The sequence below is a fragment of the Paracidobacterium acidisoli genome, from assembly GCF_003428625.2.
Lineage (GTDB): Bacteria > Acidobacteriota > Terriglobia > Terriglobales > Acidobacteriaceae > Paracidobacterium > Paracidobacterium acidisoli.
Map to the genome: position 1 here is coordinate 400253 of NZ_QVQT02000001.1, position 13861 is coordinate 414113.

At 61.2% G+C, this 13861-nt stretch carries 9 protein-coding genes; 7 read left to right on the forward strand and 2 right to left on the reverse strand.

Annotation, left to right across the window (positions count from 1 at the left end; translation table 11 throughout):
* Positions 1-514: 514 nt before the first annotated feature.
* Entirely contained in the window at positions 515-1180 is a 666-nt protein-coding gene (locus D0Y96_RS01740; protein WP_117297609.1) for a response regulator transcription factor, read from the reverse strand.
* Positions 1181-1200: 20 nt separating this feature from the next.
* The gene (dcd, locus tag D0Y96_RS01745; protein ID WP_117297610.1) at positions 1201-1752 is read right to left on the reverse strand and encodes a dCTP deaminase; all 552 of its coding nucleotides are present in this window, start codon (positions 1750-1752) and stop codon (positions 1201-1203) included.
* Between the two features lie 166 nt (positions 1753-1918).
* Between dcd and D0Y96_RS01750 the strand changes: the two genes are divergently transcribed.
* The 7 genes from D0Y96_RS01750 to D0Y96_RS01780 all read left to right on the forward strand — a co-directional run bounded on the left by D0Y96_RS01750 (position 1919) and on the right by D0Y96_RS01780 (position 13855).
* On the forward strand, positions 1919-2194 hold the full coding sequence (locus D0Y96_RS01750) for an HU family DNA-binding protein (protein ID WP_117297611.1): 276 nt from the start codon (positions 1919-1921) through the stop codon (positions 2192-2194).
* Positions 2195-2934: 740 nt separating this feature from the next.
* Positions 2935-6639: an outer membrane beta-barrel protein gene (locus D0Y96_RS01755; RefSeq protein ID WP_350448945.1), complete on the forward strand. Its 3705-nt coding sequence runs from the start codon at positions 2935-2937 to the stop codon at positions 6637-6639.
* A 112-nt stretch (positions 6640-6751) separates the two neighbouring features.
* Positions 6752-8920 carry a glycoside hydrolase family 3 C-terminal domain-containing protein gene (locus D0Y96_RS01760; protein ID WP_252263376.1) on the forward strand — a complete coding sequence of 723 codons (2169 nt, stop codon included), beginning with the start codon at positions 6752-6754 and terminating at the stop codon, positions 8918-8920.
* Between the two features lie 189 nt (positions 8921-9109).
* A complete protein-coding gene (locus D0Y96_RS01765; RefSeq protein WP_199480147.1) occupies positions 9110-10147 on the forward strand; it encodes a 4-hydroxy-3-methylbut-2-enyl diphosphate reductase in 1038 nt (345 codons plus the stop codon).
* A 42-nt stretch (positions 10148-10189) separates the two neighbouring features.
* Complete coding sequence (gene shc / locus D0Y96_RS01770; RefSeq protein ID WP_117297616.1) at positions 10190-12268, forward strand: squalene--hopene cyclase; 2079 nt, start codon at positions 10190-10192, stop codon at positions 12266-12268.
* A 25-nt stretch (positions 12269-12293) separates the two neighbouring features.
* Complete coding sequence (gene hpnH / locus D0Y96_RS01775) at positions 12294-13445, forward strand: adenosyl-hopene transferase HpnH (RefSeq protein ID WP_117297617.1); 1152 nt, start codon at positions 12294-12296, stop codon at positions 13443-13445.
* The gene (locus tag D0Y96_RS01780) at positions 13442-13855 is read left to right on the forward strand and encodes a hypothetical protein (protein WP_117297618.1); all 414 of its coding nucleotides are present in this window, start codon (positions 13442-13444) and stop codon (positions 13853-13855) included. The genes hpnH and D0Y96_RS01780 overlap by 4 nt, the downstream gene beginning before the upstream one ends.
* Positions 13856-13861: the final 6 nt, after the last annotated feature.

The window sequence follows — 13861 nt, forward strand, 5'->3', positions numbered from 1 at the left end:
CCCCGTTCCCCAGATCTGCGTGAAACTATTCTTAGTCTCTTCTGCAAATTACCTGCAAGTCACAGAAGTCTACTGTCCCAAAGTAATCGAAGGGTAACCATCTGGCAAGTTACCAGACCGGCACCACCGGAACAGGAGTGCGGACTGGGGTGGATCGTTTTGGGAAATCTTCCGGCCGGGGCTGAAGCCCCGCTGTTTGGGCGCTTTTGTCACCGGGCTAAAGCCCGGTGCTTCTACCGGGTCTCGCTGACGCGAGACGAGAACCACAGATCCCTCGACTGCGCTCGGGATGACAGAGGGCAGGGTGTCGGGGCGACAGGGGAAAGAGTTTTCAATCCCAATATCCGAAAAAACGGACATGGGGCACCCGGCCTTCCCACCTTAGCCGCCAACAACGGGCGGCGAAGATGGGGCACCCCGATTCTTCGGAGCGTAAAGGGGCACCCGTACCCGGCACCTGGTCCTGGTATCCGGAGATTCTTCAGAAGGGAGAAAAACTGATGAACTGAACGCTCTATTTTTCTTCGGAGCCGATCAGCTCGCGGCTGGCGGCGTGGATGGAGAGGGCGATGCGGTTGTCGACGCCCACTTTGCGCATGAGGCGGGCGATGTAGGCCTTGACGGTGCGCTCCTCGATGCCGAGGGTCTGAGCGATCTCGCGATTGGAGCGGGCGGCGATGAGCAGATTCAGCACCTCGCGCTCGCGAAGGGTGAAGCGCATGTTGTGCCTGCGCACGGGGCGCGAGGAGGAGTTGAGCATGCGGTCGACAAAGATGGACAAGACGCGGCGGGGCGCCCAGATGGAGCCGCTGTCGACGACGTCGATGGCCTGCATGACCTGCTCGGGCGAAGCGGTCTCTTCGAGATACCCCTTGGCGCCGGCGGCGATGGCGTTGATGATGGTCTCGTCGTCGCGGTTGTCGCCCATGACGATGAGCTTGAGGCGCGGACGCTGGGATTTGATCTTTGCGAGGAGCTCGAAGGACGCGAGCGGCTCCTGCAGCCCGAAGAGCACCATATCCAGGGTCCCGTTGGCCAGGGCTCCGTCAAGATCGGTGGCTACGACCTCGACCCGTGATCCGTCGTCGAAGATAGATCGAAATCCGGCGACACGGATCGGCTCGAAGTCCAGAAGTCCGATCCGAATCGACGATTCCTCGTTCTCGCTTTTCACTGGCATGGGCCCTGCCCGGGAACATCTCAGAGCTTCGGCAGCACAATCCCCTGCTGTTTCTGATATTTACCCTTCCTGTCAGCGTAACTGATTTCACAGACTTCGTCAGACTGAAAAAAGAGGATCTGGCAAAGTCCTTCATTTGCATAGACACGGGCGGGGAGGGGCGTGGTGTTGGAGATCTCGAGGGTGACGAAGCCTTCCCATTCCGGCTCGAACGGGGTGACGTTCACGATGATGCCGCAGCGAGCATATGTGGATTTACCGACGCAGATGGTCAGCACGTCGCGCGGGATGCGGAAGTACTCGATGGAGCGCGCCAGAGCGAAGCTGTTGGGCGGAACGATGACGGATTCAGACTGCACGCTGACGAAGGAGCGCTCGTCGAAGTTTTTGGGATCGATGATGGCGCTGTTGACGTTGGTGAAGATTTTGAACTCGTCGGAGACGCGCAGGTCGTAGCCATAGGACGACAATCCATAGGAGATGACTCCCTCCCGTACCTGCTTTTCGCTGAAGGGCTCGATCATCCCTTTCAGCGCCTGCTCGCGTATCCAGCGATCGCTTTTGATCGACATGTAACTCCCCGGATGAATTTCGGTGTTGTCCGTGCCCGATATGAATCCAGGCCGGAAGCTGCATCTTACGGGAGACACATTGCATTGACAATGCGGGAAAAGCTTTCTAGCATCACGAATAAGCTGGTTTTTCTGCAGGTTACATCCTGACCCGGGGTAAAAGACGTTGATCAAACAGGACATCATCCACCACGTCATTGAGAAGACCGGTCTGCCGCGCAACAAGGCGGAGGCAGCGGTCGACACGGTATTCGATGGCCTCAAGAAGGCACTGGCCAAAGGCGACCGTATCGAGCTCCGCGGATTCGGCGTCTTCAGTGTGCGCCCGCGCAAGACCGGGATCGGCAGAAATCCGCGCACCGGAGCCGAAGTCTCCATCACGCCGGGCAAGGCTGTGCGCTTCAAGCCGGGCAAGGAACTGCATCTTCTCGAAAACAAATAATCGGCCATAATTAATCGGCATAACGGCGCAGGGGCAATCTTTTTTTGAGGCGGGAGACGCTTCAGGATCGGCCTCCGTGTGCTTTCTCTGTCAGGCAGCTTTTCGCCCGAAGGCAGCCGGAGACGATTCCGGCAAGGACGGCTGCGCGCTCCGCTTTGGCAGAAGAAAACTGACGGCTTTTTGCCGTGAGGCCGGGCCGCAGCCGGGCCTTTACCGGTTGGCGGGTTTTCGCGAGAGCCTGCGGAACTTTTCTGTGCCGGCACCTGCACCGGTTCTGTGCGGCAAATTCGTAAACCTGGAAAACACCTGTTTTATGAATGAATTCCGGCTGAGTGAAAACGGATACACAAAAGTGCGCAATGTTACAAGCTTGACAACCCTTGTTTTGGTTCTTTAATGTTATACGCCGTGCGCTACTAAACAGTTTTACTGCTTCAGAAAGCGCATCATGCAAAACGGGAAACCGTTTTCAGTTTCACCCCTGTACCGGCGGCGAAGAGGGTTTGTTGTCCTCCTTTGCCGGGAAGCCGGCGAACCCTGACAACCACAGATCAACCAGAGGCGAAGCAGAAAATTCGTTCATCCACGTTGTCGAGCTAAATCGGTTTAACCCCACGAACCACATACATCCCCTGCAAGGGATGCGGGAGAACTGCCGTCTTCTTCCCCCCGGGGAGACAGGACAGAGGCTCGCGCCCGGCCCCTGGACGTTCGTTTTTCGCTTTACCTGGAGACCTATTGTGAAATATGTATTTTCCTCTTCTGCCCGAACCCGCCAGTCAGCCGTGTCATGGACACTGCTGCCGACGCTGGTGCTGGCGTTGTTATTGATTTCCCTCGGAGCCCACGCGCAGCTGACCACAGGCAGTCTTTCCGGCACGGTGCAGGACCAGTCCGGCGCTGTCATTCCCAATGCGCAGGTGACGCTGCTGAACGATGCCTCGCACGACCGGCGCCAGAGCACGAGCAACTCAGCCGGCTACTTTACCTTTGCCGGCGTTCAGCCGGGCAGCTACACGATCACGATCCAGGCCAAAGGCTTTGAGAACTGGTCGCAGACCGGCGTCACGATGAACCCGGGCGATATTCGCCAGGTGCCCAACATTCAGATGGCGGTGGGCAGCGCGGGACAGACGGTCCAGGTGCAGGCGACGGCGTCGCAGATTCTGCCGATCGATTCGGGCGAGCGCTCGGCGGTGCTGAGCAGCCAGGATATTCAGAAGCTTTCGATCGAGAGCCGCAACATCTCGGAGCTGCTGAAGATTCTGCCCGGCGTGACCAGCGTCGCGAACGGCACGAGCAACGGCCTGGGCTTCGACTTTTCGAACTCGGGCTCGACGGGCAGCACCATCGGCGTGGGGCTTTCGGCCAACGGCGCGCCCTATCGCGGCGGCACTTCGTACACGCTGGACGGCGCCAATATCATCGATCCGGGCTGCAACTGCTGGTCGATTGCGGTGGTGAATCCGGATATGACGGACGAGGTGAAGGTGCAGACCTCGAACTTCGGCGCAGACAGCCCGAACGGTCCGGTGATCGTGAACGCGATCAGCAAGGCGGGCGGCGCGACCTTCCACGGACAGGCGTATCTGTATGCCCGCAACAATGTGCTGAACGCCAACACCTGGCTCAACAACAGGCAGGGCGCGGCGCGGCAGACGGCGGCTTACTACTATCCCGGCGGGAATATCGGCGGTCCGGTGCGCATTCCCGGCACGGACTTCAACAAGAACGACAAGCTGCTGTTCTGGGGCGGCTACGAGTACTACTCGCAGAACCTGCCCGCGGTGACGCCGCTTGAGTCGTATGTGCCCAGCGCGGGGATGCGCGCGGGCAACTTCACCTCTTCGGGCGACGGCAACGGCGCGCTCTGCCCGGGCGGCTTCAACTCCACGGCAACCAACACATGGTGCGACGATCTGACCGGAAGCTATGCGCCCGACGGAACGAAGATCACGGGCGGAATGATTTCGCAGCAGTATCTGGACCCCGGCGCTGCGTCGATCATGAAGATGTTTCCGACGGCGAACGCCAACCCGGAGACCACCCCCGGCGGCTTCAACTACTTCGAGCCGATCAACACGCAGCACAACGGCTACGTGTACCGCGTGCGCGTGGACTACAACCTGGACCAGAACAACAAGCTGTTCGTGACCTACCAGGAAGGAGACGACACGAACACGACGCCTGCGCACCTCTACTACAACCCGGCCAATGCGGTGCTCTACCAGGGCGGCCTGATCAACAATCCCACTACCTCGCGCGTGCTGACGGGCAACTTCCTGCACGTCTTCTCGCCGACGCTGACCAACGAGTTTGTGGCGGCGTGGGGCTACGTCAACAGCCCGAACAAGCCGACGAATCTGTCAGCGGCGTACAAGTCGACGCTCGGCTATCCGTACGAAACGATCTTCAACTCCGCATCGAGCCTTGCGCCGTCGATCAACAGCGCCGGCCCGCAGACCTTCCCGGATCTTTCACAGGCCGATTACTGGGAACCGAACGGCACGTATCCGCTGCGCAAGGAGAACCCCTCCTTTTCAGACAACATCACGAAGGTGTATCGCAACCACACCTTCAAGTTCGGAGCTTTCACGGAGCTGGCAGGAAACTTCCAGGGCACCGCTGCCAATGTCAACGGCAGCCTGTACTTCTCGGGCAAGAACGGCCCGCTGCCGGATATGAACAATCCGAAGGTAAATATCGGCTCCTACAACCCCGTCGCCAACCTGGTGATGGGCATTGCCAACAACGGAACGGGCGGCAGCGGCTTCCAGCAGGCCAGCTCCGAGCCGTACACGGATATGGCGTACCGCACGACCTCGGCTTATGTGATGGATACATGGCAGGTGAAGCCGCGGTTCACGCTGAACCTCGGCATTCGCTGGGATCATATCGGACGCTGGTATGACCGTCAGGGCACGGGTCTTGCGGTGTGGCTGCCTGGCCAGTACTCCTTCGACCTGGGAACGGGCAAAGCTTATCCGGGCATTTCGTGGCACGCCATCAACCCCGGTATTCCGGTGGGCGGCTCGCCGGACAACATCGCGTTCACTTCACCGCGTTTCGGCTTCTCCTACGACGTGCAGGGCAACGGCAATGTCGTGGTGCGCGGCGGATGGGGCGAATACCGCTGGAACGACCAGTACAACGACTACGCGGGCGCTCTGAACACGGCGCAGGAGGTTTCAACGTATAACTCGCCGGTGGGCGACGCGATTACGCTGAGCGAGATCAACGCGCTGGGCGTGTCGGGCGCGGGATCGAAGCTGGGCAGCCTGCCGAGCAGCGTACAGGCGGCCGATGCGAACGATCACCGCATGCCGCTGACCTACGCGTGGAACCTGACGGTGGACAAGCAGCTTCCGTGGAGATCGCTGTTCGAGATCGCCTACGTGGGCAACAGCACGCACCAGCTGCTGATGGGCGGCCAGAGCGGCGGCTCGGACATCGGCGGAAGCGGCTTCTCGAACATGAACAAGATTCCGCTGGGCGGACTGTTCCAGCAGGACCCGGTTACGGGAGCGGCGGCGCCTGCCAATCCCGATAACACGTCGTCGTACAACATCATCGACTACTACCCGTACTATGCCGGCTACGGCAGCAACAGCATCACGGTCAACGAGCACGTGGGCTACTCGAACTACAACGGGCTGCAGCTGGCGTGGCTGAAGCAGGTGGGCCATCTGTCGTTCAACCTGAACTACACGTGGTCGAAGGCGCTGGGCATTGTGAACAGCACCGTCGACGCCTTCTCGGTGCACGGCAACTACGGCGTTCTGAATATCGATCGTCCGCAGGTGGTCAACACCTCCTACGCGTATGCCTTCGGCGATGTTTACCACGGCAATCGCTTTGCCGGCGGGGCCATCAACCACTGGACGATCTCGGGCATCACCACGTGGCAGTCCGGCGGCAACCTGCAGGCCGAATACACGCAGAACCTCGGCATGACGCTCAACTACGTCGATGCAAAGGGCACCATCACCGGTCCTCTGACCTCAAACAGCTATTTCGGCACGAACGCGCAGTCGATTCTGCCGGTTCTGACCTGCAACCCGCGCAGCGGGCTGGCTTCGCATCAGCTTGCGAACCTCTCCTGCTTCAGCGCGCCGCAGATCGGCCAGCAGGGCGTCCGGCAGATCTCGCCGTACCTCAGCGGACCGTCGTACACCAACACGGATCTGACCGTCTTCAAGACCTTCGGCATCACCGACCGTCAGAAGATGGAGTTCCGCGCATCGGCCTTCAACGCGTTCAACCACCCGCTCTACGGGTTCAGCACGAACAACGACATCACGCTGAACTACACGACGCCGGATGGACATACGTTCACTCCCAACCTGAGCGCACTGCAGCTCGCCCAGGGCGAGACGTGGGGCACGGAAGACACCAAGGCCGGCAACGCCCGCATCATGGAGCTGTCACTCAAGTACAGCTTCTGAGCGGTCTCCGGCTGTTTCACGAAAAGGGGTGGGCCCAGATGCTCCACCCCTTTTTTTTCGTTCGTTGTATGATCCTTTCCGCCAACGCAAACCACGAAGACGAAGGTGAAATTTGAAGATTCGACTGGCGACAGCCTTCCTCGCGCTGATGGCGCTTCCGGCCTGCGCGCAACAGTACCAATACCCTTTTCAGAACCCATCGCTTCCCGCCAATCAGCGCATCAGCGATCTGCTGTCGCGGATGACGCCGGCGGAGAAGATTCAGGCGCTGAGCACCGATCCCTCGGTGCCGCGGCTCGGCGTGGTGGGCACGGGCCACGTGGAGGGTCTGCATGGCCTCGCGCTGGGCGGACCGGGCGGATGGGAGGGACGCGGCAAAGCGATCATTCCCACCACGACCTTTCCGCAGTCGCGCGGGCTGGGGCACACGTGGGACCCGGCGCTGATCGAGAAGGCCGCAGCGGTCGAGGCCTTTGAGACACGCTACGCCTTCGGCAAATATCATCGCGGCGGGCTGGTGGTGCGCGCTCCCAATGCCGATCTGTCGCGTGATCCGCGCTGGGGACGGAGCGAGGAGTCGTACGGCGAAGATCCGTTTCTGGTGGGCACGCTGACGGTCGCGTTTGCGAAGGGCCTGCAGGGTGACGATCCGCGCTACTGGGAGACCTCGTCGCTGATGAAGCACTTCCTGGCCAACAGCAATGAGAACCGGCGCGACGGCTCGTCGTCGAACTTCGACGACCGGCTCTTTCACGAGTACTACTCGGTTCCCTTCCGCATGGGCGTGGAGGAGGGCCACTCGGATGCCTTCATGACCTCTTACAACGCATGGAACGGGATTCCCATGGCGGCGCAGCCGGTGCTGCGCGATGTGGTGATGAAGGACTGGGGCTTCGACGGCATCATCTGCACCGACGCCGGCGCACTGACCAACATGGTGACGCACCACAAGTATTACAAGACGATGGCCGAGGCGGCGGCGGGAGCGATCCATGCCGGGGTGAATCAGTTTCTCGACAACTACAAACAGTCGGTCGAGGATGCGCTGGCGCAGCATCTGATCACGGAGCAGGATATCGACCGCAACCTGGCCGGCGTGTACCGGGTGATGATCCGCCTGGGCATGATGGACCCGGTGGCGCAGGTGCCGTACGCGAAGATCGGCATCGACGACAACGACGCGGCGAAGGGCGATCCGTGGGACTGGGCGGACCACAAGGCGCTGGCGCGTAAGGTGACCGATGAGTCGATCGTGCTGCTGAAGAACCAGAACAACACGCTGCCGCTGGATGCGTCGAAGCTGAAGTCGATCGCCGTGATCGGTCCTTACGCCGATATCGTGGCGCTGGACTGGTACAGCGGCACGCCTCCGTTCGCGGTGAGTCCGCTGGAGGGCATTCGGAATGCCGTGGGCAGCGGCGTGAAGGTCGCGTTCTCGAAGGGCAGCGATCCGGAGCAGGCCGCGGCGCTGGCGAAGAGCGCAGACGTGGCGATTGTGGTGATCGGCAACCATCCGACGTGCGACTCGGGCTGGAACGTCTGCCCGGTGCCGAGCGACGGCAAGGAGGCGATCGACCGGCAGACGCTGACGCTGGAGCAGGAGAAGATCGCGAAGGCGGTGTACGCGGCGAATCCGCACACGATTGTGGTGCTGAACACCAGCTTTCCGTATACGACGAACTGGACCGAGGAAAACGTTCCGGCGATTGTGGAGATGACGCACAACAGCGAAGAAGAAGGCACGGGACTGGCGGATGTGCTCTTCGGCAGCTACAACCCGGCCGGACGCCTGACGCAGACCTGGGTGGCCTCGATGGCCGACCTGCCGGAGATGATGGACTACAACATTCGCGACGGGCGCACATACATGTACGCGAAGCAGAAGCCGCTGTATGCCTTCGGCTACGGGCTGAGCTATACGACGTTTGCCTACTCCGATCTGAAGCTGAGCTCGGAGGAGATGAAGGGCGGCGGCAGCGTGACGGTGAGCGTGGAGGTGAAGAACACCGGATCGCGCGCGGGCGACGAGGTGGTGCAGCTTTACGTCGCGCATACCGGATCGAAGGTGGCGCGGCCGAACGAAGAGCTGGAGGGCTTCGACCGGGTGAGCCTGGCGCCGGGCGAGACGAAGACGGTGACTCTGCCGCTGAAGGCGCAGCAGCTTGCGTACTGGAGCGACGATAAGAACGGATGGGTGCTGGAGCCGGATCACGTGGAGATTCGCGTGGGCAGCTCGTCGGACAATATCCGGCTGCGGAAGACGATCGCTGTGGCTCCCTGACCCGGGCAAATAACTCCCTAACCCGGAAGAAACAACGAGACGGGCCGGGGAGAACCAGCGGAGATACGGCACGACGAAGCGGCAATGCACGGGCAAGGCGCGAAGATTCAATATTTTCGCGCCTGCGCGGCACAGGCTGCGGTGCAAAAACCTTCGCGGTCCGCGGCCCGCCACGATATACTGCAGGATGTGACTACCTCCACTCTCGAGACCTGCACTGCCGGGCCAGACAGCACAACGCAGGCCCCTGATTCCAGCAAGGCAAAGCGCGTTCTTCTGCTCAAGCCCCGCGGCTTCTGCGCCGGCGTGGTGCGTGCCATCGACATTGTGCGGATTGCGCTGGAGACCTTTGGCGCGCCGATTTACGTGCGCCGCGAGATCGTGCACAACCGCTTTGTGGTGAATGAGCTGGCGGAGAAGGGCGCGATCTTCGTCGAGGACATCGACCAGGTGCCGGAGGGCGCGCGCGTGATCTACAGCGCGCACGGCGTCTCGCCGGCGGTGCGGCAGCACTCGAAGGACCGCAGCCTGAAGGTGATCGACGCGACCTGCCCGCTGGTGACAAAGGTCCATGTGGAGGCGGTGAAGTTTGCGAAGCAGGGCTATTCGCTGGTGCTGATCGGACATCGCGATCACGATGAGATTGAAGGCACGCTGGGCGAAGCGCCCGACGTGACGCAGGTGGTTTCCAGCGTCGAGGAAGTGCAGACGCTCGAGGTGCCCGACCCGGAGCGCGTTGCGTATCTGACGCAGACGACGCTCTCGCTCGATGAGTCGCGCGACATCATTCACGCGCTCAAGATGAAGTTTCCGAAGATTGCAGGCCCCCACTCGCAGGATATCTGCTATGCGACGGAGAACCGCCAGGTGGCGGTGAAGAACGTGGCGCACAACGCAGACCTGGTGCTGGTGGTGGGATCGAACAACAGCTCGAACTCCAACCGTCTGGTCGAGGTTTCGCGCAATCTGGGAACGAAGGGCTATCTGATCGACAACTCCGAGGCAATCGATCCCGAATGGCTGAAGGGCGTATCGACGGTCGCGGTGACGGCGGGCGCTTCGGCACCGGAGATCCTGGTGGAAGGCGTGGTCAGTTATCTGAATGCAAAGGGCTTCGGCGAAGTGGATGAAGTGGAAGTGATGCCGGAGAATGTTCGCTTCGGGTTGCCGCCGGAGATCGTGCAGGCGATCCAGTCTGCTCCCAAAACCACCGCGGCATCTGTCTAACCAGACAGCCGCTGCAAGGGCAGGAATGATTTCAGCTACGGCATGAGCACACCAACAGGCACTGCGCAATCCGGATCAGCAGAAGACCCGGTCGTGAAGCGGGCAGGCGAAGCATCTCCGGCGGCAGACGGTCGTCAGAACGGCAGCGTGAAATTCGGGCGCATCGATGCGTCGCTCGAGGATGTGGAACGCGCGACCGTTCGCTCCCGCGATCACATCTTCTCGATGCAGCACGGCGAAGGCTACTGGTGCGGCGAGCTCGAAGCCGACGCGATGCTCGAAGCCGACTACATCTTCGCGCACGTGCTGCTGGGCACCGGCGATGCGGGCAAGATGCGGCGGGCGCTGGCCGAGATTCTGCGCTATCAGCAGGAGGACGGGAGCTGGTCGATTTATCCGGGCGGTCCGGGCAACATCAGCCTCTCCGTCAAATGCTACTTTGCCTGCAAGCTGATGGGCATGGAGCCGGAGAACCCGATCCTGGTGAAGGCGCGGGCGTGGATTCTGGCGCATGGCGGCGTAACGGCCTGCAATACCTTCACGAAGATTTATCTCTGCTCGCTGGGGCAGTACGAGTACGACGCGGTGCCGGCGGTGCCGCCGGAGATCGTGCTCTTTCCGAAGTGGTTCTACTTCAACATCTACGAGATCTCGTCGTGGTCGCGCGCGATTCTGGTGCCGCTCTCGATTACCTACGCGAAGAAGCCCTTCAAGAAGATTCCCGCCGAGCAGGGGATCGATGAGCTGTTTGTGGGCGGACGCGAGAACGCGAACCTGCACCTGCGCATGGACCGGCAGAAGAAGATCGGATGGCGGAACTTCTTTCTGCTGTGCGACCGCGTGGTGCACTGGCTGGAGCGCGTACACATTCGTCCGCTGCGGGCGATTGCGCTGAAGAAGGCCGAGAAGTGGATGCTGGAGCGCTTCGAGATGACGGACGGCCTGGGCGCGATTTATCCGGCGATGCTGAACTCGATTATCGCGATGCGCTGCCTCGGCTACTCGCTGGACGATCCGCAGGTGATCCGCGCGATGGACGAGTTCGAGAAGCTGGGCATCGACGAGCCGAACGGCACGGCGGATTATCCGGAGCCGACCTTCCGCATGCAGCCGTGCATGTCTCCTGTATGGGATACGGCGCAGGCGGTGTATGCGCTGGGCGAGGCGGGGGTTTCGCGCAACGACGCGCGCCTGCTGCAGGCGACGGACTGGATGCTGTCGAAGGAAGTGCGCCACAAGGGCGACTGGGCGGTGAAGAACCGCAAGGCGGAGCCGGGCGGATGGTACTTCGAGTTCAACAACGAGTTCTACCCCGACGTGGACGACACGGCGCAGGTGCTGCTGGCGCTGAACAAGATCGACAATCCGCGGGAGCGGTATCAGTACGACGTGTGCCAGCGGGCGATCGAGTGGATCTTCTCGATGCAGTGCCGGAACGGCGGATGGGCGAGCTTCGATAAAGACAACACGAAGATGATCTTCGAGCATATTCCGTTTGCCGATCACAACGCGATGCTCGATCCGCCGACGGTCGATATCACGGGACGCATTCTCGAGGCGCTGGCCACGTACGGCTACACGCGGCGCGACAAGCGCGTGGAGAAGGCGATCAAATTCATCTACGTCGAGCAGGAGCCGGACGGAAGCTGGTTTGGCCGGTGGGGCGTGAATTATCTTTACGGCACATTTCTGGTGCTGCGCGGCCTGGAGGCGATCGGCGTGTGGAATCACGAGCCGCAGGTGCAGCAGGCTGCGGAGTGGATCCGCTCGGTGCAGAACGCCGACGGCGGATGGGGCGAAAGCTGCGGCAGCTACGACGATCCGGTGACGCGCGGCGTGGGCATCAGCACACCGTCACAGACGGCGTGGGCGATTCTGGGCCTGCTGGCGGCCGGCGATACACGCAGCGATTCGGTGGCCAAGGGCATCAAATGGCTGCTGGCGCATCAGCAGCCGGACGGCTCATGGGACGAAAGCCTGGGCCACGGCAGAACACGCCAGGCGATTTATACAGGCACCGGCTTTCCGCGGGTCTTTTATCTCGCGTATCACCAGTACCGCGATTACTTTCCGCTGCTGGCGCTGACGAATTACAAACGCGCGATGGAGCGCGAACACTAAGTTTCTTACGGAGGGCTCACCCCGAATGGCAGTCCCTGTTTCTCAGGCGTGGACCGTTGCCACCTACGTTATCGGCCAGAAGCTGAAGGGCCGAAAGCGCTTCCCGCTCGTCACCATGCTGGAGCCGCTCTTCCGCTGCAACCTGGCCTGCGCCGGCTGCGGCAAGATTCAGTACCCTGCGCACATTCTGAAGCAGGAGCTGACGCCGGAGGAGTGCTTTAAGGCAGTCGAAGAGGCGGGCACGCCGATGGTCTCGATCCCCGGCGGCGAGCCGCTGCTGCACCCGCGCATCGATGAGATTGTGGCCGGCCTGGTGGCGCGCAAAAAGTACGTCTACATGTGCACGAACGCGCTGCTGCTGAAGGAAAAGCTGCACCTCTTCAAACCGAGCAAATATCTTTCCTTCTCCGTGCATCTTGACGGCCAGCGCGAGCACCATGACTTTTCCGTCTGCCGCGAGGGTGGATACGACATCGCGGTCGAAGGCATCAAAGCCGCGATTGCGGCGGGTTTCCGCGTCACCACGAACACCACGCTCTTCGACGGAGCCGATCCGAATTCGGTTCGCGCCTTCTTCGATGAGCTGATGGAGATCGGCGTGGAAGGAGTGATGGTTGCGCCGGGCTACACCTACGAGAAGGCTCCCGATCAGAAGCACTTTCTGGGCCGCGCCCGCTCGCGCCGCCTCTTCCGCGCGATTCTGTCGAACCGCAAAAAGTCGTGGAAGTTCAACGCGTCGCCGATGTACATGGAATTTCTGATGGGCAAGCGCGAGTTCACCTGCACGCCCTGGGGCATGCCCGCGTACAGCGTCTTCGGCTGGCAGAAGCCCTGCTATCTGCTGCAGGACGGCTACGCCGATACGTTCAAAGAACTGATCGACACCACCGACTGGTCGAACTACGGCACGGAGAGCGGCAATCCGAAGTGTGCGAACTGCATGGTGCATTCGGGCTATGAAGCCTCCGGCGTCTACTACACCTTCGGCTCGCTGCGCGGGCTGCTGGAAACGGCGATGGCCACCTTCTTTGACACCTACCAGGATCGCGGCGCGCTCGACCTGCTGAACGAGCCGGTGAAGCCGATGCACAGCTTCAATCCGCTGATCCAGATCGAGGCCACCGTTCAGACAACGGCCCGCATCGATACTCGCGTAGGGGAAGGAACAACCGTATGACCACGCACACGGTGAATCCCGACGAGCTGGAAATTGCGGAAGGCCGCGAGCGCGAGCAGCTCGAAGGCTGGATTCCGGCGCTGGCGACGGACGACGAGATACGCGAGGCGCTGGAAAAGGCCTTCGATTATCGCGGAGACATTACGCTGACGCTGAAGGACGGGCGCACGATCGAGGGATACGTCTTCGACCGCCGCAACGGAAAGACGCTGGCGGATTCGGCGGTGCGCGTGATTCCGTCGACGGAGCGGACGAAGCTGACGATTGCCTACTCCGAGATTGCGGCGCTCAACTTCAGTGGACGCGACACGGCGGCGGGCAGAACCTTCGACGCCTGGGTGAAGAAGTACTGGGAGAAAAAGGCCGCAGGCGAAAAGGACATCGCGATTCATCCGGAAGCGCTGGATTAGAGGAAG

Excerpts from the sequence above, each read along its gene's own strand:
- D0Y96_RS01740 (WP_117297609.1), bottom strand. The coding sequence starts at position 1,180 with ATGCCAGTGAAAAGCGAGAACGAGGAATCGTCGATTCGGATCGGACTT.
- hpnH (WP_117297617.1), top strand. The coding sequence starts at position 12,294 with ATGGCAGTCCCTGTTTCTCAGGCGTGGACCGTTGCCACCTACGTTATC.
- dcd (WP_117297610.1), bottom strand. The coding sequence starts at position 1,752 with ATGTCGATCAAAAGCGATCGCTGGATACGCGAGCAGGCGCTGAAAGGG.
- shc (WP_117297616.1), top strand. The coding sequence starts at position 10,190 with ATGAGCACACCAACAGGCACTGCGCAATCCGGATCAGCAGAAGACCCG.
- D0Y96_RS01780 (WP_117297618.1), top strand. The coding sequence starts at position 13,442 with ATGACCACGCACACGGTGAATCCCGACGAGCTGGAAATTGCGGAAGGC.